Source organism: Pseudomonas sp. IT-P74 (assembly GCF_949768175.1).
In the GTDB taxonomy this organism is placed as follows: Bacteria; Pseudomonadota; Gammaproteobacteria; order Pseudomonadales; family Pseudomonadaceae; genus Aquipseudomonas.
Genome location: NZ_CATKQD010000011.1, coordinates 102,893 through 128,586, shown reverse-complemented (window position 1 = coordinate 128,586; position 25,694 = coordinate 102,893). Strand labels below are relative to the sequence as shown.

The following is a 25,694-nucleotide window of genomic DNA, read 5'->3' as shown; positions in this document are numbered from 1 at the left end:
AAGCGGATTACTCCGAGGTCATCATCACCGCGAGCGTCATCTTGATGAAATCCTCGTTCTTGTCGATGGCTTCTAGGGCGCAACGAACGTTGTCGGCAACATCGGCCGATCCGCGTTGCTCGACCCAGTTCGACAGTTCCAGGATGGCGGCCTCCAAGGCGAGCTGGTTTTCGTTGAGCTTGAACAGCAGGGAAGGGAGCAGATCAGAGTTTGGCATCGCGAATCCTCCGTGGAGTTTTCAGCGTAGCAGGGACGAGCTATGGGCTGGGAATTCAGGTCGGCAGAACGCCGGAGAAGGGTGGCACTACTGTAGGAATATACAACGCTAAGTTATTGACTTTTATAGAGTTATGTAGTGGTTTTGAGGCGGCTGTAGCGTACCTATTTTCTCTTGTAGATCAGGGGGTTATGAGCGTTTCCCGGTCACCTTGACATGGTGGCGGGCTTTACAATTTGGCACGACCCAAGTTGGTAAAGCCCTTCGAGGATTTGTGTCACTCGCGGTGGTGCTCTATCGAGTGCTTGGCGGCGTGGCAATAGCGTTCGGAAATTCGTAAATAAACTTTAAAAGCATTTCAGTGAAAGTGATGAGTTCCGTGGCATCCGTACCAGTCATCAGCGCTATCTCATGTGTCGCTTCATTGCCTTTTTTGCGTATGTGGTCAACCCAGGCTCGACCATTCGGAGGGATGAATCCTTTGTCTGCGAGGAAATCAATGTAAAAAATAAATGATTTCCCCTCATCTGCCCCTTCCTGCACACCGATATTCATCAGCAATTTGCGACAGAGCAACACAGAGCCAGTGTATGAGCCGGCACCTGCGCACTTCCTTGCCTCGTCATAAAGCCCACTAATGTCCGCAGGTAAATGTGCGACAGATCGCCCAGGGGCAATTCCGGGAACCTGGTAGATACCGTTGCCCCAGTAGCTTGGATTGTGACAATGGGGGCAAACGTATAGGTGCTGGTTTGAGGCCGAAGAATATCCTAAGGCGCTTGCAACAGTATTTGAGCAGTAGCCACAGGTGTAGCTTTTTGAATTCAATCGTTGGGGGTCATACCAGTGCATTGGCCAGCTCCTTTTTCTGGGGATGCTAGCCAGTTGCCTTTCCGTTGTCTATCAACCATCTTGTTCCCAATCGTGCGCAAAACCCCCTATGGAGGCCGCGTGTTTCCGTTTGCAAAAGTACAAAAAGCTGGATTTTTTGCCACCCCTAAAAAGATATGTATTTGTTATAAAACAATAGGTTATCTCGCTACAGTCCCCAGCATGGGGTGCTAGGGGTCGAGTGTTCGAATCACTCCGTCCCGACCATATTTTTCAATGACTTAGCCCAACTTTCACGAGTTGGGCTTTTTCATTGGTGGGGAGTTTTTCGGGACTTCATCCAGCTTTCCTCTTCAAGATCGTCAGCACCGGCCCCCGCGAGTCGGTTGCTGATACCATGTTCGCAGCCTCAATCAGATGCCCGAGCTCAGCGCCCGAGTAGTGACTGGTGATGCTGCCGTTCTTGTGTCCCAGCAAGGCCTTTCGATCTTCCTGTGTGACACCTGCCGCCCGAAGGCGACGGCCAAACGTATGCTTCAAGTCGTGCACCCTTATGGATGCATATCCAGGGTGAGCGGGGCGAAGGTTTTCCTCCTGCCAGAGTTTCGCCGCTCTCACCCGTGCTTTCTTCCAGGCTGAGTCATTCATCCGGTGCATCGCGTTGCCGTTGAAAGGGAACACCCAGTCCTTGCTCTGGCCGCGCTGCTTGTCGATGATCGATTTCGCCACGCTATTCAGCACGACCAGTCGCTCATCGCCATTTTTAACACCTGACCGCTCGTTTCGGCCGCCAAAGTCGGACGGGATCAGGAATACGCTGGTGCCGAGTTCCGGGACCGAGATTTCCCAATCCCACCTCAATTTGCAGACCTCCTGCTCGCGGCAACCCGTGTTCACCTTGAACAGGGCCATCGTCTGCAGGTGTGCCGGTAACTCCCCGAAAAGGATCGATTGCTCTTCCCATGTCATGGGGTAGGGCTCGCGAACCTTTTTCTTTAGGTCCAGCTTGGCCAGCATTGGCACCGAATCAAGCCAGGGCCTGCGCTCTTCATCCCGCCACTTCCTTGCACAAAGCGATAGAACCCGTATCACCCGCTCGATTGAGATGTTGATCGTGCGAGGTGCCACCGGCTTCAACTGCTTCCCGTCTGGCGTCACCATTCCCTTCAAGCGATCCCTCACGAACGGCTCAAGCGCCTGGTCATCGATGTGCGTCAATGGCAGATCCTTGAGATAAGGGTTGAGCTGCTTCAGGTGGTGCGCCGTCAACTTGATCGAGGGCTGGTCCTTGCTCTCGATCAGAAACCTTGTCGCCGCTTCCTCCCAGGTTCGGATGCGGCGTACGCCGTATACCTTCTGCTGTCGAAGTTGCTCCAGCCGGTGAATCAGGTACTGCTCGGCTTCTTGCCGGTCACCAGTTCCAGTGCTCTCTCGAAGGCGCTCGCCTCGGAACACTTTGTCGATTTGCCAGACTCCACCTTTCTGGTAGAGGCCAGAGATCGCTTTTCTCGCCATGGTTTACCTCCTTTGGCTTCACCCTGGCGCTCGCTGCGAGGGCGATTGTTGTCCTGATTCACGGTCTTTTCAATCGACTTGCTCTCGATGTAGGCGTCTGCCCACTCATCCAGCTCGATACGATCAAACGCCACGCCCTGTTTCCCGATAGGGAATTCACGTACGTTCGGCCTGACCGTTTTGTTGAATTCGTCCCGGCACATGCCGAGATAACCCGGGGCATCCATGAATCGGATGAACCGCGGCGGGATGCTGCTGGCCTTGGCCGCTGTAGCGTTTGCCATGGGAAATGCTCCATGCCGCGCGTGGCGGCAGATATTGATTCACCTGTTAAAAAGAAAGTTAATGGTTTAATTGACTATATAAAGTGCCTGAACTAGTTTTGTTTATTCACCCAGCGAAAGTTGGCGGATATTTGCACTGCGTAGGGAGAATAGAAATGTCTACTACTGTGGAGCAATGGAAGGCTCAAATTGAAAGCGAAATACGTAACAATATTGAGAAATATATTGTTGTTCCTGAGCTTAGTAGCGCTGGAGTCAGCGCTGAATATTCTGATAAGTCATTAGATTTCAAGCGGTTAGGTCTTGAGGCGAAGATAACCTATGCTGCGGATGAGTTTATCCAACGTTACATTGATGATCCAAAGACAGCGGCGATAGATGGACTCTGCTGTTTGGTTTGTTTAGACACAATTTTTGGTAAAGCTTGTGTAACACCTGTTCCGGGAGGTCCGTGCAATATGTGTTAGCGCAGATAGCTGGTCGCGATAAAGGCAGAGCGTCAGATAACTTGGCGCTCGCACTTTAAGTTTGGTATCTCGTTTGAAGTGTCGGTAAGCGTGGCAATTTCAAATCGATATAAACACCACGTGCTCTTTTTGGGCGCTCCGGCATTGTCAAAGAGCGTAGTCGGAACTAAATTTTCGGCGTTATCGCCGTCCACGGCTGGCGGATTGAAAGTGCTTTCATCGGCAACACCGTTCCTTGCCGCTATAGCGGCTGACTTTGAAGGGGGAGGGAGTTACAGGTAGTTTTTGCTGAGGCGCTTGGCGATGGCTTCGAGCTGCTCGGCCATGCCCCACATGTCGTTGTTGTCGCGGCGCGATACGACTGCGGCGCGCTGGACGTTGCGGTCGATCAGGATCTTGGCGGCCAGCAGGATCAACCCGGACTCAAACTTGCGGCGGAGGAATCGTTTCATGGCCTACACCCCCGGGCGACCTTTGAAGGCGAGCCAAATGTAGTGTCGCCCTTTGGCGGTCACCTTGATCTTGCCGGTCTGCTTGTTCCAGCTGATCAGGCGAAGCTCTTGGAGGATCGTGGTCAGCGTGTGGCCCTGGTGCCAGGCGGCCAGCGCCTTGATGCAGCCTTGGGCTAGCAAGCCACGGTAATCGGTGTGGCCGAAGTTGGTACCTTGGAATGCGCCCTGCATCTGCTCGTCGGTCACAAGGTCGGTGATGGCGTTGACGCTTGGGTCACGCCGGTAGCATTTATGCGTCATTGTCATTCGCCCTGATTGGCCAGCATGTTCAGGCGCATGCCCGACGTGCCTGGGATTTGGTGGTTTCGTTCACGCTCTACCGGCTTGAGTGCGGCATCGATTCGAGCCATCGTCGTTACCGGTAGGTCGAAGTCTTCGCCGTTGCGAACGCAATCAAGGCACTCCCGCAGCAACCCCTCCAAAAGGTCAATCCGCTGCCCAGCCTCCAGGCTTAACAGGGCAAAGTCATCATCAGCCTTGTCCATGGCGCAATCTGCTTCGTTAAGGCGCAGCTGCAGAGCGTCACGCTCGGCGGTGATGCGGTCGAAGTCATCTGCCAGAACCACGACAGGCCGGAATACAGCCTCGCTCTCGCCTTCGACGCCGGGGATGAAACCTTTCAATTGCCAGCGCTTTACTTTCGGCAGCGGCTCGGCCGGTTTGTTTTCTGTGGGCATGGGGATACCTCGCGACTATAGTCGCTGGAAATGGAATGGAGTTGGATTCGTGCTCAGTTACCTGAACTACAAAATCGCGCTACGAAAGATCGCAAAAGCCGAGCTTGAGCTTGAGAAGCACCGGCCTCCTAACTCTGTCGAGGCCAATGAGTCTGGAGAGATTGCAGGTTACATCCGCGAGTCAGACGATTTGTATGAATGGAAACGTCTGATCCAGACAGGCTACTACCGCAGTAAAGCCGACCGCCTCCTAGTGCCCATGCCTTCATTCGATGATCCGAAAATGTATGCTCGAGTGGAGTGGGATAAGGATGTTATGGAGCCAAGGTATCTAACCGATGACGGGCTGCGAGCGATTCGCACGGCTATAAGGGGGGAAGAAAAGCACCGACGAGACCGAGTGAGTTACTGGTTTGCTATAGCCGTAGGTCTCATCGGGTCAGTTGCCGGCCTGATCTCTGCATTCAAGTAATCAATGCGATGACCTAAATGCACTCGGCGAACATTTCGTAGCTGGTCGTGATTCATATACCGCCCTATGCCGGGTCATGCCCGGGCGGTGGTGTGTGGGTAAGAGTTTTTTTCTTAGCAGAGCAGCAAGTGAAATGACGAACGGTCAGCCACAATTAAATAAGCAACTGCTTGAAGCTGAGGAATCAGAAGCTCAGGATAGGGGTAAATTATCTGGGTGGCCGTCGTGTTAGTAGGAGTTTTAAATGCCAGTTGACTTTGATCGCGCCGTTGAAAAAGCAAAAACACATTTTGACTCTATGACTGATAATGATCTTCAGCGATTGCAGGCTGAGAATGATGAAGAGCATCGTGAACAGCATGCCAGGTTTCGTAATGGTTATCAGCAGGGTGAGTGCTATCTCTGCGGAAAGGATTTTAAAACTTTAAGTAAAGATGATCCCTGTTTACATTGGTTGCTGAGGCTTGGGAAGTTTAAGCCAAAAGATATCAATTTAATCGCTAGTAAATTTGGATATGTTCAAGTCGCAGCTTATTTGCGATGGTGCGCTAACGAGGAAAAACCATTAGCGAACATAAATGATTTAGAAGACGAGGCGCCAAAGGGGAAGTTTTTAAGCTCAACAATTCGGTGGAAAGGCATCGAATGGACCTTTGATTGCTCAGCTAATGACCTTTCCGGGCACGGCGGCGCACACTCAAACTTTCCGCATTATCACTTTCAGATGAGGATTGATGGGCGTCAGTTTATAAATTTCAACGACTATCATTTGCCGTTCAGTGATATGGATTTGTTTGCTTTCAAACTTCGCGAGCAGCCTGGCTTTAACTTCGATTTTGGAGTGCATGGCGCTGGTATGGCCGATGCTATGCAACTTGATCCGGAGTTAATTATTGAAAATACGGTTGTTTCTGAAGATGAAGAGCAAGCAGGGTTTGGCTTCTCAACTATGATCATGTCAGCTAACGGTACGATCAATGGGGATGATCTCTATAAGATGATCCAAGAAAGCAGGCACACGGGGAAATCAATAGCCAGCATTTCTCGAAAATTTTATGAGGACGACAAAAACATAAGCATTGAAACGATTATATCTCCATCAGAGAGCGTTCCAGAAATTGCCGCTCGCACTGAGATGAAGCGACGATAAGCGTGCTGGCGTGATTCGTTGAAGTGGGGTATTACTGAACTGCCGGAGCGGGGCCCTACCCCTGCTTAATCCGGTGAGAGGCACCTGCTTAGCGGGTGCCTTTTTTGTTTGGTTCAGTCCAATAGGTGAGGGCGGGTTAGGCGGCGAGCATCGCTTCGATCACTCGCTGCCCGGCCAGAGGAGGTACCGCGTTGCCGGCCATGTGCATTGTCAGTCGATGATTGTCCGGGCGTTTCGTGTCGGCCGGAAACGACATGGCTGCAAGCGCCTCGTTGGCCGAGAGCATCCGCATCTCATCCCCGCGCACCAAGGCCCACCGATCCAATGTGGTGATGGTCCCAATTGGGCGTTCTAGGCTGCGACCAGTCAGACCAGAGCCGGACCCGTAATAGGGCATGATGAAACGATCACCGAAGCGCTCCCGGCCATTCTTCACGCGGAGCAGGGTCGATTCAGCCCGGCCCGGCTTCACAACCGGGCTCCACTTGCCCGCTTCGAAATCGATGAAGGATGAGGCTGGCACATGCCGGCGCTGGTGAAGTTGAAGGTTCAGCGGTGCCTTGCTTCGGGTGCAAACCAGAAACAGGCGCACGCGGTGTTGTGGTACGCCGAGATCTGCGCAATCAACGACATGCGGCGCGATCATGTAGCCGAGCGCTGCCATTGCCTGCGACCAGGCTGGATACAAAGCCCAGTCCGTGAATTCTTCGACGTTCTCGACCAGCACCACTTCTGGCCGGTGGAACTCGGCAGCCGACACAACCGCCCAAGCCGTAGAACGCGATGCGTCGTGCTGAGCGTTCCCGGACTTCTTACCGCGCGCCTTCGAATGCCCTTGGCAGCACGGCGAGGCCAGCATGATGTCGTGGGCCGGAACCTTCGACCAGTCCGCCTGGTGCAGGTCCTGGCAGATGTGAATGGCGTCCGGGTGATTGGCGCTGTGCCACTCAACCGCAACGGGCCAGTGGTTGGCGGCCCATAAAACTTCGATACCGGCATTGCGTGCACCGGTAGACCATCCGCCGAGACCGGCGAACAAATCGATTGCTGTGGGCATGGGGCGTCCTATGCCGGGGCATGCCCGGGCGGTGGAGTGGATGGGCTTCAGCTACAGTCGTGTTGTTACCGACGGAGGTGCTTATGGAATGGTGGGTATCAGTCGCGCTGTTCGGTCTGGTTTGGCATGAGTTTTTTCGAGTTGCGAAGCACGTAAACGGCTTGAAAAGTGACTACCAAAGCTTGAAGGATGAAGTAAAAGAACTCCGGCAAAGAGTTGGCTGGCTGGAGGATGAAGATGACTAAGTATCCTCGCCGGCTGGCGTGATTCGTAAATTGGGATGATGATTTGCACCTGGCGCAAACCTGACGGTGGCTGCGATGAGTACAAAAACCGATGTGGAAGCGATTCGGCTGATCGGTGAAGAGGTTGTTCGGTTGCTCAGCCTTCCGCCTGAAAGGCTGGAGGCAGATGCTCGCGCAGGACTTCGGCTGATTGCTGATCTCGCGCAGTGGCGTGATCTTGCCTACGGGCCAGAGCCAGTCCATCGACAGGCGATGGGTCAGGCGGCCTTGCGCTGATTCAGCACCTGCAGGCGTGCAGCTTCAAACTCGCTTGCCACAATCTCGGCGGCGCCTTCGATGTGCTCGCCGCCTTCCTTTAGCTGGAACCCGAGGTTGAGATAAACGACGCCTTCATGCTTGAAAAACACGCCGCCACTCAACCACACGCTGCCCCAGTCCACGCCGATCGCTTTCCATACGTCATCCTTGCTGATGCGATCAGGGCAGTGCTCTTGCCACAGTGCTACCAGGCGCTCGTGTTCAGCCTTGTAGGCAACTCGCGCTTCTTTCTTGACGCCTTTCTCTGGCTTGGCTGCATGTCGCAGGGCGCGATAGCCGTATTCGTCCGGGCGCCGCCAATGCACATCCAGATCCCGGCTATCGCTTATCTTCACTCCGCCGACATAGCTGTCACTGCCCGAATACATCGGAGAGCCTGGGCCGCCGAACACGTCCTTGAGCGCCTCGCGCTTGCGGTCAAATTCGGCGCGCTTGGCGTCCCATGCATCGATGGCGGCCAGCGCCGGCGCGGCGTTGGTTTTGTAGAAGTAGCTGCTCATGGCAATCTCCATTGCAGGCGCCGCCCTCCGTGACCGGATGCGCAGCGGAAGGTATTGTTGTGCTTGGAACCGGAAGTCCCAGGGAAGGCTAGATGTACGTCTATAGCAATAAAGAGAGAATTCGAGTCCAGTGCGGGATATCGATTTTCATCCTGATGGTATCAACCATTTTCCTGGTCACTTCGATATACCGCTACGTCGAGTGCGGTGGGCCTGGGTATGCCATCGTCAAGGCAATTACGGGTCTTTGTGTGGGCGGTATCATGCTTCGCTTCGCAAGCAAGTAACTGGATGGCACCGCCCTCCGTGACCGGTGGTGGCATTCTAGTTGGTGGTAGTGTTTGATATTGCGGCTCAATAGCAAGCCAAGGAAAAGCAGGATATGGATCAGGCCTCAGTCGATGACCTAAATGAGAAAGGCTTCTTATCTCCGACGATTGAAGTAGTCAGAGTGAAGCTGAAATCGACCTACCAAAAATTTTTCGAGGAGGCAGAGGCTGCTTCTGGTGTCGCTCAGACTTTGGTAATGGGTGCTGGTGCCGATCGAAACGCGCCCCATATGATGGCATCACTTGTTTTTTTTCATAAAACGGTAAGAAGCTGCCAAGCGGCGATACTACTTTGTGAAAGAGGGCTTGTTGTGGATGCCCAAACGCTGGGTCGTTCTGCGGTTGAGGCCCTGTTTCATGCAGCAGCTCTGATCAATGATCCGACGGTGTTTTCTCGCATGGGTAGGGCTGGCGATATCGAAGACAGGAAGCAAGCCGAAGCGATGATCAGAACGCTAGCAGAATTAGGGTTAACGGCTAAAAATGTTCAGGACTTGAACGAAGTTATCAGTCGAGCAGAAGGCGATAGTGCAGGATTTTCGACTTTTGATGCCGCCCGTATTGCTGGCCTGATACCTCTTTACGAAACCATGTATCGCGGCCTTTCATCGGTAGCTAGTCACGCTACTTTTAGGTCGATGGACTCGTCTCTCATGATCAGGGATGGTGAGCCCGTGCTCGTTACCGGTCCAAGCGAATATCACTTGGAATTTACACTCGGAATCTTGAAGACTTGCCTAGATATTTCAAGTAGCAGACTGCGAGAGAATTTTATCTTTGAAGAATGAGGTTTCGGCTTGGCATCTTTATGCAGACTCTATGACTTTCGTCAGCTGGCGTGATTCGTTGAAATGGGGTATTTGTGTTCGGCCCGGCACGTGGCCGGGTCTAGGAGAGAAATTGTGGGCAAGCAAAAGATCGATCATTTGACCATAGGTGCTGGATCGAGCACGGCGATCTACGACCGCAAGCAAAGCCCAGAGGAACTCTTTTTAGAGGATACGGACGAGCTTGATGTGTACAAAGTAACCCTTCGAGAGGGGACCTACGGTCATAATGGTCAGGAACTCAAAGAGGGATCGTTTGAGATCACCCTTTCGGTTGGCGGAAGCCTCTGTGGATACGTAATCACCCAGATGCCTGACCTAACCCCAGAAGATGAGCCGGAGTCGATTACCCTCACGCTGAAAGTTGAGCGCTAGGCGGTAAGATTTCATCTCCCGGATCCTGCTGAAGCATCAGCAGGCTCTTCCTGTGAAAAGCCAGCGACACGTTTTGGGAGACCTCAATAACGTGTCGCGGCGGTGTCAGCAGGGGCGCGGACTTTTGAGGCCCTAACGCATGAAGATGATGAATCATCAGCGTCATTGCCTCGCCCTGTTCCTCGATGCCGTGCCAGGCCATTAATTCAGCCAGCGCTTGCCGGGTGCCGGCCATGGCATGCATTCGCAACTCCTCCTCGCCGCGAGTCTTTCGCCTCGCCGCAGTCTTTGCCGATCGATCTTTCTGCGCCGCTGCCATTGCTGCACTCCTTTAAATCGCTGGCTGGTAGGTCTAACCAGGTCTGTCGTTTGCGCTGTTGCACGCGAGCTATGCGGCGCATGAATTACTACCTTGGCGCGCTTTCGGGTAGTCAATGCTGTGGGCGGCAATGATTCGCTCGAAGGCTTTGTTGCCGATGGCCAGCTTCCCGCAGCACCGGCGCCGGGTGATGCCCAGTTCCATGAAAGCCCTGATCCGCTCGGCATATTTCGCGTCTCTGGCATCTGCTTGCTCCTTGCGCAGCGCGTCATTCGCGCCTCCCCGGGTTGGGCGCTGGAATGTGATGCCGTGCTCTTTGGCGATGTTGTAGATAGACTTCCTGCTGACGCCGACGGCCGCCGCAACTTCCACCTGGGTATGCGTGCTGCTCAACCCACGAACTTGATCGACCAACCTTTCACGCGCCTGCTGGCGGGCATCGAATGCATCTGGTGGCGGGGGAGTCGCGTCAACCCGGCGCCGAACAAATGGCTTCGGTGCCGGCGGCATCTGGTTGCTGTAGCTGATCGGCTTGGGTTTGTAGTTGTAGGGGGCGGCTTCTTCGATCTTGCCGCCAGCGGCCAGGTACTGCTCGACCTGGGCCGTCAGCTCGTTGGATATCGGCCGAAGGGCTTCGACCAGACTGAGGTGGTTGCTGATCATGCTGCTAACCCCAAGACCTTGTTCATGCGCTCGTCGAGGATTTCGTAGAAGGTTTTCACCCGCTCGCTCAACTTGCGAATCATCACTTCGTCACGGTAGGCACGCTTGATGAACAATGGCATTCCGGGCCAGTAGCACACGAAGTCGATCCACTCGCGTTCCGACACCCACAGCCCGCCCTGGCACTGTGCGACGTGCTCCTTTGGAATCTCGCCGCCGAGGATTACTTCGACCTGCAACTTCGGCAACTTGGTTTTGATCTCTGTCAGGCCTTCTTCGAGCACCAGAGAGTCGGGCGAGTAACCGATGCCATGGTTGAGGATGATGCCGACCTGGGTGGTTTTCACCTCTTCGCGGTCTTCGTACAGGATGCGCGCCGCGCCTTCCAACTCATGGCCGCGCTCAGTGTGGCGATTGCCGGTGAATGGGTCGGCCAGCTCTCCGGTGATGCGCTCACCGATTAGGGTGTTCATGTAGGTGAAGGCGCCGGCGCCAAACCCGGCTTCACCTTTGCCATTCACCAGCAGGCTATCCAGTTCAGAACAGGTGACGATGCCGAGGCGCAGGGCGAGCCATTCAGGCGTGCCTTGCTGGACTTCAGTAATGATTTGCATAGCTTACTCCTGAGGCCTGCTGGCTGATTTAGTGACGCGAGCGAGAACAGCATCGAACTCAGATTTGAAGACGTTGGCAGCACAGCCGTACTTGACCGTGAAGTTGTCCTGCAGCACCTGACTGCATTTCTTCAGCAACGCATCGAGCTGGGCGGCTTGGCCGGCGGTGATGACCGGCTCTGCTGGCGGGTCAGGTTTCTTGTTTGCCCCTTGGCCGTCATCGTCTTCACCGGTGGTGGTGAAGTTGAGCAAAGCGCCGGCGGTGTACCGTTTTCCGTAACTGACTGAGCTGGCCACGGCCTGGACGGCATTCTTGTTGCCGCTGACATCCGCAGGCAGAAAGATCGACGTAACCTCGCGGTGACCAGCACGATGACTGAGGACGCCTTCGACCTCAACACCACCCTGGGTGCGTGGAATGCGGAACGACAAGCCAAACCCGTGCTTGGCGAGAACGGGTTTGATCTCTTCGTTGATGTCCTCCCACAACGCATAGGTGGATTGGACATTCTTGAATTTGTCGCGGATTGCTCCGCGCTCGCCGATCACAGGCATTTCCTCCTGCATCTGGGCCAGCGCTTCGTCGTACTGCTGTTTCGCTTGCTGCGCCTGATAGCGTTCGTGCATTGCCATCAAGCGTTCCATCTTGTCGATGTCAGCATCTGGCGACATAGCCACCTGCTGAATGATCGACATGATCGTTGCCGATTCGGTTTGCACGGCCGGCACTCGCTCAACCTTTTCTGTCACTGCAAGATTGCTCATGGCGACCTCAGTACTGAATTGAAATGGCGGGGATCTTGCGCTGGTGAATCAGGATGATGACGGCCTTCGCTACTTCTTCATCAATGCCACCAGCTATTAGGGCTTTCTGTGCGGCGAGGCAGATGGTCTTCTTGTGTTCCTTGTCGGCCTCGCGCAGCCGCTCCTGGCGCAGGATTTCGTCTGCTGCTGCGTCCGCTCGGGCTTTTTCATCCAGTCGCGCCTGCTCGACGGCTTGTTTCTGGCGCTCAACCGCTTCCAGGCGGTCACGCTCAGCCTTCTGCTCTGCCTCAAGCTGCTCGCGTTTTGCCTGCTCGGCGCGACGTTCTGCTTCAACGGTCTGCAACTTCAGGTCGTTCTCGCGCTTCTCGGCGGCTGCCTGCTCGTCACGGACGCGCTGAGCTTCAGCGTCACGCTCACGCTGAGCCTTTTCCTCAGCCTCCCGTGTGGCACGCTCAGCGGCTTCACGGGCGATGCGGTCCTCGTTGTCCTTCTTGTCCCGGGCTTCCTTCTCTTCGCGCAGGCGGACCAGTTCAGCCTGTTCGGCTTCGTACTGCTGGCGGGCGGCGAGGGCAGCGCGAAGCACCCCCATTGCCTTGTCCTTGGCGCGAGCAGCCTCCGGCTCGAACTCTTCCCAGTCGTCTCCCAGGGCAACCGTTTCAAGCTGTGCGAATCGGTCGACCAGGTCTTCGGCGGTGATGCCGTCCAGATCTACGGTCAGCAACCGGATGTGCTCGATCGCATCGTTGTGCTTGTCGACCCGGGCGTCCTCGGCGGCTTGCCATTCATTCAGCGGGCGGCGCACCTCTTCCTGCCATGCTTCCAGTGTGTCCCTGACGCGCTTGCGCTCGGCGTCGATCTTCTTCGGGACTTCCTTCAGGTCGGCGACCAGCTTCTTGCCGACGTCGTCCAGAGCAGTCTTGGAGCGGGCGACCTTGTAGGCCATCGAGGCGATCGCATCGCGGCCCTTTCGGGTGCTGATGTCCGGCGTGAAGCCGTCGATCTCGGTGCGGATCTTCTGTAGCCAAGGCTCAAGTCCCTTTTCGGTGCTGTAGACGGTGAGGGCGGTTTCTTGCGGCGGCACTACGGCCAGTTCGGTATTTGCGGACACGACAGAATCCTTGCCGCGATACACGCAGCGTTCGAAGGTGTGAGTTATTGAGTGACGCGATCAGCCAGAGCGCTGAGCAACATCAGGAAGGTGAAGATGGCGATGACCGGGAATGAGCCGCGCCAGATGAGCGCGCGGCGGGCGCGTTGGTGGTCGGTCATGGGATGCACCGCTCGCTACCACCGCAATAGCTGTAGTCGGGGTGAAACTCGCGAACATCGCAATCAACCACGTAGTCATTCCCACACGAACGGCACTCAGCCATCCACGTACCGCCGACCAGATCGAGGCCTTCTGGATCTCGTCCTTGGGCCGCCTCATTACGGTAGTTGCGCTCTTGGCGTCGTTCGCGCTTTGCCTTCGCGGCAAGTTGTGCGGCGGTCATGGCCGAACCCTCACCGCGATCCGTCTGCCCTTCATGGTCGCAGCCAGGCGCTGGGGCAAGTTGGCGACCAGCTCGTCACGCTGGCGGCCAATCACTTCATTGAAGGGCAGGCCGAAGCCGAGAATGGCGATGCGCCGCTCGATGTCGTCGAGCTGTTCGTCGATCAGCGTTTTTACCGGTGGCGTACTCATGCGAACTCCTTGCGCTGCCTGCATTGCTTCAGCAGGCGCTGGCAGTAGTGGCTGAATTCTTCGAGGGTGATCAACTGGTCCGTCATCAGGTTGGTGATGACCTGCTGAACCAGAATGCTGTTGCCGGGCGGGCTATCTGGATGCTCAAGACTATCCAGCGCTTCGTCGATGAGGATGTGCGGGCTCATTAGTCGACATCCTCCCGGGCTTGCTCCACGGCCAGATCAAACCAAGGTTCGATCAGCTCTAGGGCAATGTCCTGAAGGACGTGCGGGCCGAGCAGCTTTTCCGCGAAGCCCCTGACGTTGCCGCCCTTGATCGCAGCGACCACCAACTGAGCAAAGAGGTCTTCGTCGTCCTCGCCGTCGATCTGCCGCTGATTCAGCTGCGCCTGAATCTTGCCGAGAAACTCCGCGTACCCGATGACCTTCGTCTGGCGGCGAGTGCGAATCACAACGTCACAGCCCAGCACCAGTTGCTCTGCGGCGTTGTAGGACCAATTGTCTGCGGCCTCATCACGCGCCGAGGTATCGCAAGGGGTTATGTGGTCCCAGCGGGACTGTGCTGCTGCGATTGCGTTCATGGTCGCCTCCAGAGTGGCGGGGTGTTGATCCAACAAAACTCGGCTGCACTCATCCATTCCGCTGGTTGCCGTTGGGCGCGGAAGTAAGTGCATGCGGGTGGTGTCGGGGGAGAGTTGCCCAGGCCCGCTACTGGCGACGGCCTGGGTGTGCAGCATCAGCAATGTGCGATGTCGTTCGGTTGGGCCTACCGGTCCCCGGTTGATGCGCGGTCACATCCTCGGCCCTGCTTTCCGCTGCCTGTCAGGTGTTGGGCGCAGCCTTCAGGCTTACTGCGCCACGCGGGTGAATCGCTTACTGGTGCATGGCTGCCAATCCTCCGTGTTGTGTGGGTGTGAGAATGCAGGGGGCCGCGTTGCGCGGTGCAGAATTCGTCCGCATTGGGGTGTGATCTGCATGACGTTTGTCGGCCGTTGCTCTCGCGCTGGCTGGCGGTACTCAGATCACACTCCGATGCGGCCTGGTGCTGGGGAGTACCAAGGCATCGGGTGGGTTAACCGGCTTCGTCCTGACCACCCAGGACCTCAACCATCACCGGTATAGGGCAGTTTTCGTCAGGCTGACGTGGCGCTGGTTGTTCAGTCGTCTTCGCCCTGGGCGAGCATCTTTTCGATGTCGCCAGCGGTGGGCTTCCTCCAGTTCTTGATCTGACCGGATTCCAGATCGATGGTGAGGATCAGGTAATCGCCGTAGTGGTCACCCGGGAAGAAGTCCGGCACGTAGCCTTCGTAGCTGCCCACTTCTTCGCCCTGTGCATCCTTCAGGCCGGCCGCGAAGCCGTCACGCACCTTGATGTGCAGGTGCAGCTCGGTCACATCGACCTTCACCGTTTTCTGCTGGTTGATTTCCATGCTGCTGTCTCCGGTTGATTTCCCGTCTGGCCCTGTCGCCAAGGCCAGCCAGTGAAATCTGTTGTCCGCCCCATGCTCGGCGCCTCGGTTTCCCCACCTGGCCGGCGTCACACATTTCGTGTTCGGTGTTCTTCGCCGGCTGGCTTGCATGGTTTGGCGTTCTACCTTGTAGGGAGTCCGGCCAGTTCCAGAGCTGGCATGGACGACTGTTTAGCTTTCTCACCACCGGCAAGCCGGTAAGTCGTTGGGTCACGTCAGATTGTGTAAAGAGCGGTCAGGCCCTTTGAGGCCCTTCGCAGTGGCTGTGCGTCGCTGCAATGGATATAGTTAACCATCGGTATATTTTAACGTCAATACCGATGGTTAATTTATTTTCTTCTGTCGTGATATATGCTCCGCAACAACTGGATATATATACAGCTATAGGGGGATGTAATGGCAAAGGCGAAGAAGCAGTCAAAACCGGAAGCAAAAAAAGAAATAAGCGGAATAGAGCGGCTCGGCCTGCGCGTTTCCTCGATGATCAATCACCCGGTCGCACAGATTCAGCGCTGGGTAACGATTCACCGCTTGGACACGGACGGGGAGAGGGAGTGGGAGGAGGTTATGGGCTTGCTATCCGAAACGGACGGCATAGATATGACGTTCAACGACGATGAGTCGGTGACGCTGAGGTGGGAGGCCCTGGCCGAAGAAAATCGCGTGATCGAAGTGGAGGATGCGTTGGAGGTGGAGGAGGTCGCGCCTTTCTGAGTACGCAAAAAAGCCCGCTCAGTGGCGGGCTCCGCAATTAATTGTTTTTCAGTCGGTGATCGGCGGGTACTTGCCGCTGACTGAGTCCCTGTAGACTATTTGGCTGAATAGTCTGGGGCCGTCGCGCATCAGTACCAAGGCATTCTTGGCCTCATCCTTTGTCTTGAATGGCCCTGCACCGACGCTCAAGCCGATCATCGAAACCACTGGCAGGCCAATCGCGGCAATCGAGTTTATTGTCCGCTCCTGTTCCTCGGCGTCGCGGCAGGCCGTTGAAGCAACCCAGCCGTTCTTCAGGAGGGGAGGCTTGACGGGCTCTACATCGGCGCCGCAGTGCTTGCACTTCACAGCAGCGTTTTTAATGGATTCGGCACACAGAGGGCAGGGACGAACATCGGTTTCGACATGGCCCTGGACTGCAACAGGCTTACCTCCGAGCAAAACTATCAGCAATCCCGCCAGCGTAATCATGCCGCCTACGATGGTGTGCACCTGGCGATCAGCCATAAGGCCTAGATTGTTAACTCTGCCACCGGAGCCGGTAGCGACAGATACATCCATGCTCAGTGCGAAAACCAGCCAGCAGATGCCGATGATCATCGCAAAAGTTCCAAATCCTTTCATTGGCCCCTCCCGTAATTGAGCTGGCACTTTACCATTCGTGGCGCACAGCCACCATTGATCCGAAGGTACAGAGGGATGTTCTGGGCGCCAGGATACGGTGAACTCCACTACGCAAAGGAGCGCCTGCAATGAAGCCACCCGAAAGCTACAAGGTCAATGGATACACCGTCATGAAGGTGGGCGACGGCTGGGAGGTGGCGAATAGCGATGACCGCCTGGCTGGTCCGTTCGATCGTGAAGAGGACGCAGTAGAGGCTGCAAAGGCGTTGTCGCCGAAGGGGTAGGGAAGGCCAGAAACGCCGGGCTCTCTGTAGAAGGGCCAAATCCCTTTGGCTGAATGCATTGTGCTTGTCTGGTGTGACGAAGGCATGACGGGGCAGATACAAAAAAACAGTGTTGGGCCACGATTGACGAGGTGGAGATTGGCATTCGAAAACCAATGACTCTGCTAAAGTCGTTCCACTATTGCATTGGAGAAGGTTATGAAAGGAATTGCTGTTCTTGCTATCGCCACCGTGATGCTGAGTGGGTGTGCAGGGTCTGTATGGAAAGCCACTGGCAGTACGGACAAGTTTACTGACCAAACCACGACCATGGTGACCACCGGGGACTATTCAGCAGGAACTTCAATCATCACCAGCTCGCTCAAGTTTTATCCGGTGGTAAGGAAGGAGGGCGGTGAAATCTATGTGGGGCTTATGTCAGGCGGCCGTTTCAAAATCCCCGTCGGCACCATTCAGCTAAGGATTGATCAGAACGACGCGTGGACGATCACCCCTCAGGAAACACCAATCTCAATGGTCCCTGCGGCGCCGGAAATTGCGCTTGGGTTGCCGGCCGAACAAGCAGAGATGATCAAGAAGGCCCAGGCCCAAAGCATGGACAGTATTTACAAAATGATGAGCCCCTACACTGTCACGGGCGGTGACAAAGCGAAGGAGATTCTGCGGCAGATGGTGACAGGTAAAACCCTTATCTATCGCACAGTCGGAATCAACCAAGCGGCTTCAACTACAGGCGAAATCGAACTGGACGATTCCTTGCGTCAGTCGCTGAAATTGATCGGTATCAATCCATCGACGATCTGAGTCCAGAATGAGAAAGCCCGGCGCTTGGCCGGGCTTGTACGGGAGTTAATTCTTTTCAAGATCCAAATCATGCTGACGCAGTCCATCCGGTATCGGCAGATCACTGATCTGAATACAGCGAACTCCGGATCGCTCAGCCTCAGAGCGCATGTCGCCATCGTTTGTAATTAGCAATCTTGCGCCGTGCACTTTGGCAATCGCAATAATTTGCCAATCCACTTTCACCGCCTGCCTCGGACGTTTAGCGCTCTTGTCTGATTTTCTGGCGCTGCGCCCCAACCTTACAACTTCGACAGTCTCCATAGCTGCTCTAAGATCATAAGGCAAAAGTCGGAAGGCAGCCGTTCTGAAAATATTTTGTGTGGCGTTAATTTCCGGCTGACTTGCTTGATCGAGAAATTCAGCCCAAACCTGAGCGGGAATTCCAACACTTTCTCTTTTCTTACGTAGATCCAAGAAAAGACCCTGCATACGGATATGGTCGTCCGGATTGAGGTGTTTTCCAAAGAATAGGACCAGCGCATTGGTGTCCAGAATTACCAATTAATGACCCTTCCTTAGCCCAGACAGGTAATCTTCCAGGTCAGGCACATTGCTCCAGCTGAGGCCAAGAGCCTCCATGGATGCGTAAGACTCGTCCCAGTCTCCTGACAGTGGGGACCAAGACTTCACATTAAGTTGCACCAGCTCCCAGCTACCTGCGACGGTTCGCTTCCACTTGCCCTTGCCGTTCAGCTCAATAGGATCGCCCAAGTAGTAGGCTGAAATTTCTTTCGCCAAATGGGCACCTACAATTGTGCAGTTGTACTCGCGACCGTCGGCATCTTTCACCAGCACCGGGATTGTATCGTCTCGGCCTCCGATCTTAATTACTTGCCCGGTAATAGTGCTGTCTTGATCAACAAGTAGTTCTTTGGCTAGGGCCGTTTTCTTTCCGCCCGGGAATGGATAGATCACTGCGCCGCTGGGGTTTTTCAGTTCCCCCCTTGTGCCGTCTTGAGCCAATAACTCATTGATTCGGTCAAGGGCGCTGACGGCCTCTTTTGCGGCCTTGTCACTTCGGTTGGTCGCAAGGGATAGACGTTTCGATACACTGTCCGCCACATCCTGTTCTGCCCATGCTCTAAGGGCGGCGCTGCCGGTTGAGAGCTTGTCGAAGTGGACCTTTTCTTTCTCGCCCATCAACTTGGCCAATTCAGCCAGATAGGTGGCCATCCGCTCAAGCGTAAGCTTGCTCGGGTGCGAACCGACTATCCTGAGAGTGTAAACGTTGGGCTTTTTCATAGGCTAATTATAGGCATGCATCCTTGCCGAATTCGATGTCTTTCCGTCTCTGCGAACCACAAGACTTGGTGCTATACAGCCTTCCCCCGCACAATGCTTCCCACCTTCACCTCATCAGCGTAAGCAGTCAGTCTGACATCGCGATCCTCAGTGCTACTGCTGCCTCAAGCAGCTTGTGCGCTTGCATCGAGACAACTGCAGCCAAGTCATTATTCCCCGTATCTCTAAGCGTTGCGGCCAAATTGAGCAGCTTTCCCACCTCTGACTCGATGGCACGGGCGGACTCGCCTATCTGGTATTGAAGTGAGTGCGCCATGCCGTCAGCCCTCGTTCCAGATCGGTTGTGATCCCCATGCGCTAGGTGATCCGCCGTGTCTCAAATGGTTGTCGCGACAACTGTTAACCGGGTTAACCCTCAACTCGATGCACCTATAAATCCCCGCTGCGCCAGGCGCCGTTTCAATGAATTTATAGCTACCTTCAATGAAGAGTCTTGCGGCTTTCGCCAATCCTGATCCGGTCTAGCGCCCGGTTCAATGCATTCAAGGCATCGAGGAGGGCTTTAGCCTCAGCTTCCCGGCCATCTCCCCAAAGGCGTTCAGCCATTTTATTCAAGGCCTGAATAGAACGCTCGATTTCAGCAGCAGTCACCACAGCCTGACTTTCCGGCTTTTTCTTCGGCATTGTCAGAACCTCTGCAGAGCCCGTACTACGGGTCAGATGCTCAGCCCATAACCCAGTTACACCAGGTGAGCGTTCCACACCAGGAGCACGCGAGCCTGAATATAGGTTTCATCCGCTCTGATCGTTTGCGGTGGGTGCATCGTATTATCAGAAATCATTTTGATCTGATCATCGCCTACCCATTGGAGCCGCTTGATGTAGAGGTGACCTTCCCAAGAGAACATGTAAATCCCGTCCCCAACGAATTCCCGAATACTGACGTCGACGAGCAGTGGGTCTCGGTGCTTGATCGTGGGCGCCATCGACTGGCCCCAGCCGGTCACCATCTTCAAGTGAAAGTGTTCTTTGAATTCAATGCCCATTTCTCGCAAATGCTGCGGGCTGACACGTACGTCTTGAAACATCTCGGGATAGTCGTGTGGGATCTGACCTCCGCCCATCGCGGCGCGGACGTCGTAGTGCGCAATCCACACTTCATCACCCATGGCACCCGGACGGTAGTAATCCAACTCGATCGCGCCGCCACCATCTTCTGCTTGGGCGACGGCGAGCAGTCGCCTGCGAGCATCCTCAGTAAGGTTTTTCCCGCTTCGACTTAGCATGTCCCGGACGACGTCAGCTGCTGTGGCGCCCAACAAATCGCCATTACCGTCCGCTTTCACAGCGGGAGCGCCGGTCAGATTGCGAATCTCTTCGGCCAGGCGCGGACTGAAGGACTCGACCGGCTCCTGAATCATGCGAGCCAATACCGCTGCGAACTGTGCGTTGAGCGGGTTTATCCCTTTGAAATACAGGTTAACGGCGGCCGGTGTCATGCCGGCCGCATCAGCGATTTTCTTCTGACTTAGCTTCAGCTCGTTCTTTTTGGACAGGAACAAAGCATGTGCCGCTTCGCATTCAGCCATTCGGTCAGGCGGGAGGATTCGTTTTTTCGTCATCGCGCGAATGTAAACCAATGGTTAAAAAATAGAAGAAACCATCGGTATTGATTATAAATTAACAGATGGTTAATATCCGTCTCATCAACAACAGAGGCACGACCATGAATGAGACTCCCCTCGACAAGTTCGTGGCTGACAAAGGGCAGTCCGAAGCCGCACGGCTTCTTCGGGTAACTGCGCCAGCCATTCACAAAGCTTTGTCCGCGAAACGAGATATCCGAGTGCTTGAGCTCCCAGATGGAAGCTTTCAGGCGAAGGAGCAGCGCCCGTTCCCATCACAAAAATCCGCCGCCTAACCAACCACCTTTCGATTCGAGGCGAGCGAGACAGTTGTGCGCTCAAACCCGCGCAACTCATCACCACCCAGTCGATCACGCAACGGAGCTGCAACTCGCTCAAACGTAGGCCAAAGCCGGAGTTGAGACGACAAGGGCAGGGTGGACGTCAAGGCGATCACCAAGCAGCAAAGGGCGGCTATCTCGCCTTGTAATTCGGATTGATTGGTCATGGGGCGATCCCTGATCTGAGCAGATTTTCAATGTACCCAGACTACGAGCGAGACAGCCCCATGCAAACGTCCAGTCCAAGACACAACGCGCAAACCCGTGACCAGGTGCTGGTCGCGCACGCAGCGAACCAGATCGCGCGTACCAGCTTGAGCCAGGACGATTTCGCCCAAGCCCTGAGTCGCGAACTGCATTTGTCGTGTCCAGACAAAGCGACAGCCAAAGAGGTGCCGGACTTTGCCGCACTCACCACACAGAACGACGTCGGCGAGTTCGTTAAGGCGACCGGACGCTGGTTGAAGCGGGTTCAGCGTTGGTTGTCGGGCGAACAAGACATGCCGTCGTGGCTTGAGGAGTCCTGGGTCAATGCACTGGAGCCTGAGTTTCGAGACCACTGCATTAACGAACTAGCCGGTCGCCATGGGCTTATTGGTGCCCGACGGATGCAGAGCGAGCAGTGCGCGAACAAAAGCTTCGGCGCATTGATCCGCGCCTTGGGTGATGTGATCGACACCGGAAGCGAGGTGTTCGACGACCAAGTGATGTGCGAAGAGGACCTTCCGCACTTACCGGCTTTCGCCAAGCAATGCCGTCAGGTTGAGGCGCGGGCAGGGGAGTTGGGCCGAAAGGCGGAAGCCTTGCTTGTGAAGCATCGCCCGAATTTGAAATCCATCGCCTGAATCCCGGGCACAAAAAAGCCGGGATTGCGCCCCGGCTAATTCATTACCACTTGATGAGGCCGATTATGCAGAGCCAACCCAATTCAAGCAATACCCCTTCCAATGTCGCGACACGTTTTCAGAACTCGAAAAGCGTGTCGCGTACTTCTGCGCTTTCTCACTTGGTCAGGAATACCTGACATGCAATACACCGTCACGATCAACCAGGTGAAGGCACTCGAGTGGGGGTTGAATTCTCAGCAAGCTCTGCTGTTTGCCTTCGTCTATGGCTGCCCGAGTTGGACCAAGCCAATCAAGACTGATGACGGGATCTTCTTCGCGCTGAGCAAGGCCAAGATCATTGAGGAGCTGCCGCTGCTCACCGATAAGCCAGACACCGCTTACCGCATGTTGAAGGCCCTGGAAGAGGCCGGTTTGATTGAGCTATCCAGCACCTCGAACATTACGCTGTTTCGCCTGACCGAGAAGTCAGTTGAGTGGAACCAGAAGCTTGATGGGTCGGAAAAATATCCGACCCCACCACAAAACAAAGGTCGGAAAAAAATCCGATCTGCCTCGGAAAAAAATCCGAGCAAGGTCGGAGAAAAATCCGAGCAAGGGTCGGAAAAATCTCCGACAAATCAGGATACCAATCATCAGGGTACTAATCAGGATACCAGTCAGGACTTGCAGGATGGCCCGGACAAGCCGGCCCAGTCCCACGGTTTAGTGCTGGTCGTTGATCGCACCGACACTCCACGGGTTGAAATCCCGGCGGACATGCCAGGCCCCAAAGACCAGTCCTGCAAAACCTTCAAGGTCTGGGCGAATTACGCCATGGCTTACCGCAAACGCTACAACACTTGGCCGGTGTGGAACGCGAAGGTCGGTGGCCAGCTCGGCCAACTCGTCGATCGCCTCGGTACCGACGTCGCCCACCACGTCGCAGCCCACTTCCTGAAAACCAGCGATGCCGCCGTGCTGCGCAAGTGCCACAGCCTCAACGAACTGCTGGCGAATGCTGAGAGCTACCACACCCAATGGGTGACCGGTCAGCGTGTCAACGGCGCCACTGCTCGTCAGATGGAACGCACCGAAGCGAACCTTTCTGCCGCCGAGCAAGCCGCTCAATTGGTTCTGGCCAGACGCCAGTCGGGAGAGCGCAATGAATACCTCTGAAATGAACGACGCCCAAGTTGCTGGTCTGTCCGCCGCTATCATCGCAACAGCCGAAGCCATGGGGCAGGAGATGAGCCCCGGTACTGCGGCAATCATGGCTGAGGACCTCTGCGCCTATCCCGTATCGGACATCCGCGCTGCACTGAAGGCCTGCCGTTTCGAAGTGAAGGGCAAGCTGACCATGGCTGACATCCTGCAGCGTGTTCAGGCTGCCGATGGCCGCCCGGGCAAGGATGAAGCCTGGGCAATCGCGATGACCACAAACGATGAGTTCGAGACCGTGGTGCTGACCGACGAAATCCAGCTGGCTCTCGCCGCTGCGAAACCAGTTCTCGACGCCGGCGACAAGGTCGGTGCTCGCATGGCATTCATCAGCGCTTACGAGCGGTTCGTAGGCCAGGCCCGAGAAGATGCGAAGCAGGTCAACTGGCACATCTCTGTCGGGTTCGACGCCAACCGTCGTATCCAGGCCGTCACTAGGGCGTTGCAGATGCAGCGCATCTCGCGGGAACACGGACAGAAGTACCTGGCCGATCTGAGCGTTGAGCCGGTCACCGAGGACGGTCGCGCCCTGGCTGGTTTGCTCACCGGCGCAGTCACCCGGCCGGCACCGGCGATTCGCGAAAAGCTCCAGCTGGTGAAAACGTCAATGCTGGAAATGCGGAAGGCCAGTGCTGAGAGGAAAACCGAAATGCGGATTGAAGCGGCGAACGAATTGGCGGATCGCCGGGCACTGCTGATTCAGCAGGCCCAGGAGCTGGAAGCGAAGAGGGCGGCGCAATGACTGACAAGATCAGCGTCAACAGCCAGGCCAAGCTCACCGAGGCCATCATGAAGCTGAACACCATGTACCGGGACAAGAAGTTTGTGGTGGTGTCTTTGCGCCCGGGCAAGGATCGCACACTCGACCAGAACGCCCTGTGGTTCTCCCTGTACCAGCGAATCGCGGCGATGACGCAGATCGGCGATGTCGACGATGCACGCCGGTACTGCAAGCTGCACTTCGGCGTCCAGATCCTGCTGAACGAGGACGACGACTTCCGCAACGGTTGGTACCAAACCATGCGTCACCTGACCTACGGACAGAAGCTCGACCTGATGGGGGCCTGCCCGCTGTTTGGCCCGGACGGATTCCCGGTGACTCGGTTGTTCAGTCGCGCCCAGGGCATCGCCTACACGGATCGCATCGTGGCCGACTTCACGGAGCGCGGCGTGGTGTTCACGGATCTGCTGGGCGAGGTGGCTGCATGAGCGACAGTCTCGGAATTACGACGGAGACAACAGTGTTTTTGTCCGTCGACAAGCTGGTCAAGGAAATGGACGCAGAAGACATTGGGAGCTTTTGCAGCGCGATCGCACTTCGTCTGGATGGCGAATACGCAGCCAGAGCGGATGCTGCTAGCGCATTTGCAGGTGGGCTATCCGAGTTCGGCTGCCGGTTCCTTGCTGAGGTGGTCACGAGTTTCTACATGCGCGAAAAGCGGGAGGATCGCCGATGAGCTTCACCACCAAGCCTCCGCGACCGAAGAAGTGCAGCGTCACGTCGTGCCGGGCCGTATTCGTCCCGAAGGAGAGCTTTCAGAGCTGGTGCTCGCCGGACTGTGCCGTCGTGATTGTCAGAGGCAGGCAGGAGAAAAAGCGCAAAGAGTTGGCCCAGGTAGAGCGCAGGGAGATCAAGGTCCGCAAGGAAAAGTTGAAGAGCAGGGCGGATCATTTGCGCGAAGCCCAGGCGGCGGTAAACGAGTACGTGCGCCTGCGTGACGCTCATCTGCCGTGCATCAGCTGCGACTCGACGCCCAACGATTACGACCTGATCACGGGCAGCCGCTGGGACGCCGGGCACTACCGATCGGTTGGCGCGTGCCCCGAGCTTCGCTTTGAGCCGCTGAACATCCACCGCCAGTGCGTGAAGTGCAACCGGAACCTGTCCGGCAACGCGGTCGAGTACCGCATTCGCCTGGTGCAGCGCATCGGCGCCGACAAGGTTGCCTGGATAGAAGGGCCTCATTCGGCCCGCAAGTACACCGTGGACGAGATCAAGACCATCAAGGCCGATTACCGGGCAAAGACAAGAGAGCTGAAGGGGAGAGCAGCATGACCTATCGCAACGTGGTATCCGCAGTAGTTCGGGCGCTGGCGGCCGAAACCATCAACTCTGCCGGTGGCTGCGACTTTGAGCCCAAGGTGCAGTGCGCCAAGCAGAAGGGGGAGATCGTCGGCAAGGAGGCAGCGTTCCTCATCGATTGCTGGGTGTTCGGCCGGTTGCACAAGTCGCTGTCGGCGGCGCATTGGCGCGCGTTGGTGGCGAAGTACTCAACGCATGACGAGCGCAAGCATGGGGCGATCCTTGAGCTGATCAAGACGGCGCAGTCTCCAGCACCGCAACGCTTCCGGGAATGTGCAGTGCTGACCTGGGCAATCCCGCAAGTGGCTGGTACAGAGGGCAAGCGGTCCGCCGCGGTCCTGCCTGCTGCCTGGTACGACATCACCAACTGGGACAACGACGGCAAGCCGGAATCGACTCGGTACAGGTGGCGATCGAACATCCGCAAGGCACTGGATGACCAGGTGAACGAAGCGCTTACTGCTGCTCAGGAGCTGCTCGATACAGAGGGTCTGATCGAAAGTTGCGCGGCGTAGCAAATAGCCATTGCATCGAGTGAGAAAGTGAGAGAGTATTCCCCCATCCTGTCGATCTTGCGCGTTAGGGATCGACAAAACTT

42 protein-coding genes are annotated in these 25,694 nt (G+C 55.8%); 18 read left to right on the top strand and 24 right to left on the bottom strand.

Annotated elements, in window-relative coordinates:
* Positions 1-7: 7 nt before the first annotated feature.
* The 4 genes from ACM6J5_RS09425 to ACM6J5_RS09410 form a co-directional block, all read right to left on the bottom strand.
* On the bottom strand, positions 8-217 hold the full coding sequence (locus ACM6J5_RS09425) for a hypothetical protein (protein ID WP_414928308.1): 210 nt from the start codon (positions 215-217) through the stop codon (positions 8-10).
* Between the two features lie 294 nt (positions 218-511).
* Entirely contained in the window at positions 512-1,069 is a 558-nt protein-coding gene (locus ACM6J5_RS09420; protein ID WP_414928307.1) for a DUF4145 domain-containing protein, read from the bottom strand.
* A gap of 315 nt (positions 1,070-1,384) precedes the next feature.
* A complete protein-coding gene (locus ACM6J5_RS09415) occupies positions 1,385-2,503 on the bottom strand; it encodes a tyrosine-type recombinase/integrase (RefSeq protein WP_414928538.1) in 1,119 nt (372 codons plus the stop codon).
* Positions 2,434-2,847, bottom strand: a complete 414-nt coding sequence (locus ACM6J5_RS09410) for a hypothetical protein (protein ID WP_414928306.1) — start codon at positions 2,845-2,847, stop codon at positions 2,434-2,436. The genes ACM6J5_RS09415 and ACM6J5_RS09410 overlap by 70 nt, the downstream gene beginning before the upstream one ends.
* Positions 2,848-3,002: 155 nt before the next feature.
* Between ACM6J5_RS09410 and ACM6J5_RS09405 the strand changes: the two genes are divergently transcribed.
* Complete coding sequence (locus ACM6J5_RS09405) at positions 3,003-3,314, top strand: hypothetical protein (protein WP_414928305.1); 312 nt, start codon at positions 3,003-3,005, stop codon at positions 3,312-3,314.
* Between the two features lie 272 nt (positions 3,315-3,586).
* Here the strand turns inward: ACM6J5_RS09405 and ACM6J5_RS09400 are convergent, their stop codons facing one another.
* The 3 genes from ACM6J5_RS09400 to ACM6J5_RS09390 are packed head-to-tail and all read right to left on the bottom strand — an operon-like array spanning position 3,587 to position 4,503.
* Positions 3,587-3,766, bottom strand: a complete 180-nt coding sequence (locus ACM6J5_RS09400; RefSeq protein WP_414928304.1) for a hypothetical protein — start codon at positions 3,764-3,766, stop codon at positions 3,587-3,589.
* A 3-nt stretch (positions 3,767-3,769) separates the two neighbouring features.
* Positions 3,770-4,066, bottom strand: coding sequence for a hypothetical protein (locus ACM6J5_RS09395; RefSeq protein ID WP_414928303.1), 297 nt, complete (start codon positions 4,064-4,066; stop codon positions 3,770-3,772).
* 2 nt (positions 4,067-4,068) lie between these two features.
* Positions 4,069-4,503 carry a hypothetical protein gene (locus ACM6J5_RS09390; protein WP_414928302.1) on the bottom strand — a complete coding sequence of 145 codons (435 nt, stop codon included), beginning with the start codon at positions 4,501-4,503 and terminating at the stop codon, positions 4,069-4,071.
* 49 nt (positions 4,504-4,552) lie between these two features.
* On the opposite strand from ACM6J5_RS09390, the gene ACM6J5_RS09385 reads away from it, so the two are divergent.
* Together ACM6J5_RS09385 and ACM6J5_RS09380 are read left to right on the top strand one after the other, a co-directional pair.
* Complete coding sequence (locus ACM6J5_RS09385) at positions 4,553-4,975, top strand: hypothetical protein (protein WP_414928301.1); 423 nt, start codon at positions 4,553-4,555, stop codon at positions 4,973-4,975.
* A gap of 244 nt (positions 4,976-5,219) precedes the next feature.
* On the top strand, positions 5,220-6,125 hold the full coding sequence (locus tag ACM6J5_RS09380; protein WP_414928300.1) for a hypothetical protein: 906 nt from the start codon (positions 5,220-5,222) through the stop codon (positions 6,123-6,125).
* Between the two features lie 136 nt (positions 6,126-6,261).
* On the opposite strand, the gene ACM6J5_RS09375 is transcribed toward ACM6J5_RS09380, so the two are convergent.
* On the bottom strand, positions 6,262-7,182 hold the full coding sequence (locus ACM6J5_RS09375) for a DNA cytosine methyltransferase (protein ID WP_414928299.1): 921 nt from the start codon (positions 7,180-7,182) through the stop codon (positions 6,262-6,264).
* An 83-nt stretch (positions 7,183-7,265) separates the two neighbouring features.
* Here ACM6J5_RS09375 and ACM6J5_RS09370 point away from each other — a divergent pair, with 83 nt between their 5' ends.
* Positions 7,266-7,427: a hypothetical protein gene (locus ACM6J5_RS09370; protein ID WP_414928298.1), complete on the top strand. Its 162-nt coding sequence runs from the start codon at positions 7,266-7,268 to the stop codon at positions 7,425-7,427.
* Between the two features lie 75 nt (positions 7,428-7,502).
* Complete coding sequence (locus tag ACM6J5_RS09365; RefSeq protein WP_414928297.1) at positions 7,503-7,703, top strand: hypothetical protein; 201 nt, start codon at positions 7,503-7,505, stop codon at positions 7,701-7,703.
* On the opposite strand, the gene ACM6J5_RS09360 is transcribed toward ACM6J5_RS09365, so the two are convergent.
* Complete coding sequence (locus ACM6J5_RS09360; protein WP_414928296.1) at positions 7,685-8,245, bottom strand: hypothetical protein; 561 nt, start codon at positions 8,243-8,245, stop codon at positions 7,685-7,687. The genes ACM6J5_RS09365 and ACM6J5_RS09360 overlap by 19 nt on opposite strands.
* 382 nt (positions 8,246-8,627) lie before the next feature.
* Between ACM6J5_RS09360 and ACM6J5_RS09355 the strand changes: the two genes are divergently transcribed.
* Together ACM6J5_RS09355 and ACM6J5_RS09350 are read left to right on the top strand one after the other, a co-directional pair.
* Positions 8,628-9,362, top strand: coding sequence for a DUF5677 domain-containing protein (locus tag ACM6J5_RS09355; protein ID WP_414928295.1), 735 nt, complete (start codon positions 8,628-8,630; stop codon positions 9,360-9,362).
* A 114-nt stretch (positions 9,363-9,476) separates the two neighbouring features.
* A complete protein-coding gene (locus tag ACM6J5_RS09350; RefSeq protein WP_414928294.1) occupies positions 9,477-9,776 on the top strand; it encodes a hypothetical protein in 300 nt (99 codons plus the stop codon).
* Here ACM6J5_RS09350 and ACM6J5_RS09345 read toward each other — a convergent pair.
* The 10 genes from ACM6J5_RS09345 to ACM6J5_RS09300 all read right to left on the bottom strand — a co-directional run bounded on the left by ACM6J5_RS09345 (position 9,754) and on the right by ACM6J5_RS09300 (position 15,253).
* Positions 9,754-10,095 (bottom strand): hypothetical protein, encoded by a 342-nt coding sequence (locus ACM6J5_RS09345; protein WP_414928293.1) that lies wholly within the window; start codon positions 10,093-10,095, stop codon positions 9,754-9,756. The genes ACM6J5_RS09350 and ACM6J5_RS09345 overlap by 23 nt on opposite strands.
* A 69-nt stretch (positions 10,096-10,164) precedes the next feature.
* A complete protein-coding gene (locus tag ACM6J5_RS09340; RefSeq protein ID WP_414928292.1) occupies positions 10,165-10,758 on the bottom strand; it encodes a hypothetical protein in 594 nt (197 codons plus the stop codon).
* Entirely contained in the window at positions 10,755-11,372 is a 618-nt protein-coding gene (locus ACM6J5_RS09335; protein WP_414928291.1) for a lambda exonuclease family protein, read from the bottom strand. The genes ACM6J5_RS09340 and ACM6J5_RS09335 overlap by 4 nt, the downstream gene beginning before the upstream one ends.
* Positions 11,373-11,375: 3 nt before the next feature.
* Positions 11,376-12,137 (bottom strand): ERF family protein, encoded by a 762-nt coding sequence (locus ACM6J5_RS09330; protein WP_414928290.1) that lies wholly within the window; start codon positions 12,135-12,137, stop codon positions 11,376-11,378.
* A 7-nt stretch (positions 12,138-12,144) separates the two neighbouring features.
* Positions 12,145-13,245 carry a hypothetical protein gene (locus ACM6J5_RS09325; protein ID WP_414928289.1) on the bottom strand — a complete coding sequence of 367 codons (1,101 nt, stop codon included), beginning with the start codon at positions 13,243-13,245 and terminating at the stop codon, positions 12,145-12,147.
* A 157-nt stretch (positions 13,246-13,402) separates the two neighbouring features.
* Complete coding sequence (locus ACM6J5_RS09320; RefSeq protein WP_414928288.1) at positions 13,403-13,630, bottom strand: hypothetical protein; 228 nt, start codon at positions 13,628-13,630, stop codon at positions 13,403-13,405.
* Positions 13,627-13,821: a hypothetical protein gene (locus tag ACM6J5_RS09315; protein ID WP_414928287.1), complete on the bottom strand. Its 195-nt coding sequence runs from the start codon at positions 13,819-13,821 to the stop codon at positions 13,627-13,629. The genes ACM6J5_RS09320 and ACM6J5_RS09315 overlap by 4 nt, the downstream gene beginning before the upstream one ends.
* Complete coding sequence (locus ACM6J5_RS09310) at positions 13,818-14,009, bottom strand: hypothetical protein (RefSeq protein WP_414928286.1); 192 nt, start codon at positions 14,007-14,009, stop codon at positions 13,818-13,820. The genes ACM6J5_RS09315 and ACM6J5_RS09310 overlap by 4 nt, the downstream gene beginning before the upstream one ends.
* Positions 14,009-14,404: a hypothetical protein gene (locus tag ACM6J5_RS09305; protein ID WP_414928285.1), complete on the bottom strand. Its 396-nt coding sequence runs from the start codon at positions 14,402-14,404 to the stop codon at positions 14,009-14,011. The genes ACM6J5_RS09310 and ACM6J5_RS09305 overlap by 1 nt, the downstream gene beginning before the upstream one ends.
* Before the next feature lie 576 nt (positions 14,405-14,980).
* Positions 14,981-15,253 carry a hypothetical protein gene (locus tag ACM6J5_RS09300; RefSeq protein ID WP_414928284.1) on the bottom strand — a complete coding sequence of 91 codons (273 nt, stop codon included), beginning with the start codon at positions 15,251-15,253 and terminating at the stop codon, positions 14,981-14,983.
* Positions 15,254-15,688: 435 nt separating this feature from the next.
* Between ACM6J5_RS09300 and ACM6J5_RS09295 the strand changes: the two genes are divergently transcribed.
* The gene (locus tag ACM6J5_RS09295) at positions 15,689-16,006 is read left to right on the top strand and encodes a DUF1654 domain-containing protein (RefSeq protein ID WP_414928283.1); all 318 of its coding nucleotides are present in this window, start codon (positions 15,689-15,691) and stop codon (positions 16,004-16,006) included.
* Between the two features lie 48 nt (positions 16,007-16,054).
* Here the strand turns inward: ACM6J5_RS09295 and ACM6J5_RS09290 are convergent, their stop codons facing one another.
* The gene (locus tag ACM6J5_RS09290; protein ID WP_414928282.1) at positions 16,055-16,630 is read right to left on the bottom strand and encodes a hypothetical protein; all 576 of its coding nucleotides are present in this window, start codon (positions 16,628-16,630) and stop codon (positions 16,055-16,057) included.
* 128 nt (positions 16,631-16,758) lie between these two features.
* On the opposite strand from ACM6J5_RS09290, the gene ACM6J5_RS09285 reads away from it, so the two are divergent.
* Entirely contained in the window at positions 16,759-16,914 is a 156-nt protein-coding gene (locus ACM6J5_RS09285; RefSeq protein WP_414928281.1) for a DUF2188 domain-containing protein, read from the top strand.
* Between the two features lie 198 nt (positions 16,915-17,112).
* On the top strand, positions 17,113-17,718 hold the full coding sequence (locus tag ACM6J5_RS09280; RefSeq protein ID WP_414928280.1) for a hypothetical protein: 606 nt from the start codon (positions 17,113-17,115) through the stop codon (positions 17,716-17,718).
* 45 nt (positions 17,719-17,763) lie between these two features.
* On the opposite strand, the gene ACM6J5_RS09275 is transcribed toward ACM6J5_RS09280, so the two are convergent.
* From ACM6J5_RS09275 to ACM6J5_RS09260, 4 genes are all read right to left on the bottom strand, one after another.
* Positions 17,764-18,261, bottom strand: a complete 498-nt coding sequence (locus tag ACM6J5_RS09275; protein WP_414928279.1) for a type II toxin-antitoxin system VapC family toxin — start codon at positions 18,259-18,261, stop codon at positions 17,764-17,766.
* On the bottom strand, positions 18,262-19,002 hold the full coding sequence (locus ACM6J5_RS09270) for a hypothetical protein (protein ID WP_414928278.1): 741 nt from the start codon (positions 19,000-19,002) through the stop codon (positions 18,262-18,264). It abuts the gene before it with no gap.
* A gap of 480 nt (positions 19,003-19,482) precedes the next feature.
* Positions 19,483-19,686, bottom strand: a complete 204-nt coding sequence (locus ACM6J5_RS09265; RefSeq protein ID WP_414928277.1) for a hypothetical protein — start codon at positions 19,684-19,686, stop codon at positions 19,483-19,485.
* Positions 19,687-19,742: 56 nt separating this feature from the next.
* Positions 19,743-20,591: a S24 family peptidase gene (locus ACM6J5_RS09260; protein ID WP_414928276.1), complete on the bottom strand. Its 849-nt coding sequence runs from the start codon at positions 20,589-20,591 to the stop codon at positions 19,743-19,745.
* A 98-nt stretch (positions 20,592-20,689) separates the two neighbouring features.
* On the opposite strand from ACM6J5_RS09260, the gene ACM6J5_RS09255 reads away from it, so the two are divergent.
* The 8 genes from ACM6J5_RS09255 to ACM6J5_RS09220 all read left to right on the top strand — a co-directional run bounded on the left by ACM6J5_RS09255 (position 20,690) and on the right by ACM6J5_RS09220 (position 25,611).
* Positions 20,690-20,923, top strand: coding sequence for a Cro/CI family transcriptional regulator (locus ACM6J5_RS09255; RefSeq protein WP_414928275.1), 234 nt, complete (start codon positions 20,690-20,692; stop codon positions 20,921-20,923).
* Positions 20,924-21,195: 272 nt separating this feature from the next.
* Positions 21,196-21,813, top strand: coding sequence for a hypothetical protein (locus ACM6J5_RS09250; protein WP_414928274.1), 618 nt, complete (start codon positions 21,196-21,198; stop codon positions 21,811-21,813).
* 180 nt (positions 21,814-21,993) lie between these two features.
* Positions 21,994-22,971 carry a phage replication protein gene (locus ACM6J5_RS09245; protein WP_414928273.1) on the top strand — a complete coding sequence of 326 codons (978 nt, stop codon included), beginning with the start codon at positions 21,994-21,996 and terminating at the stop codon, positions 22,969-22,971.
* Positions 22,958-23,755 carry a hypothetical protein gene (locus ACM6J5_RS09240; protein WP_414928272.1) on the top strand — a complete coding sequence of 266 codons (798 nt, stop codon included), beginning with the start codon at positions 22,958-22,960 and terminating at the stop codon, positions 23,753-23,755. The genes ACM6J5_RS09245 and ACM6J5_RS09240 overlap by 14 nt, the downstream gene beginning before the upstream one ends.
* Complete coding sequence (locus ACM6J5_RS09235) at positions 23,752-24,222, top strand: hypothetical protein (RefSeq protein WP_414928271.1); 471 nt, start codon at positions 23,752-23,754, stop codon at positions 24,220-24,222. The genes ACM6J5_RS09240 and ACM6J5_RS09235 overlap by 4 nt, the downstream gene beginning before the upstream one ends.
* Positions 24,219-24,470 (top strand): hypothetical protein, encoded by a 252-nt coding sequence (locus tag ACM6J5_RS09230; RefSeq protein WP_414928270.1) that lies wholly within the window; start codon positions 24,219-24,221, stop codon positions 24,468-24,470. Before ACM6J5_RS09235 ends, ACM6J5_RS09230 begins: the two co-directional genes overlap by 4 nt.
* A complete protein-coding gene (locus tag ACM6J5_RS09225) occupies positions 24,467-25,069 on the top strand; it encodes a recombination protein NinG (RefSeq protein ID WP_414928269.1) in 603 nt (200 codons plus the stop codon). Before ACM6J5_RS09230 ends, ACM6J5_RS09225 begins: the two co-directional genes overlap by 4 nt.
* Positions 25,066-25,611: a hypothetical protein gene (locus tag ACM6J5_RS09220; RefSeq protein ID WP_223507806.1), complete on the top strand. Its 546-nt coding sequence runs from the start codon at positions 25,066-25,068 to the stop codon at positions 25,609-25,611. Before ACM6J5_RS09225 ends, ACM6J5_RS09220 begins: the two co-directional genes overlap by 4 nt.
* Positions 25,612-25,694 lie beyond the last annotated feature (83 nt).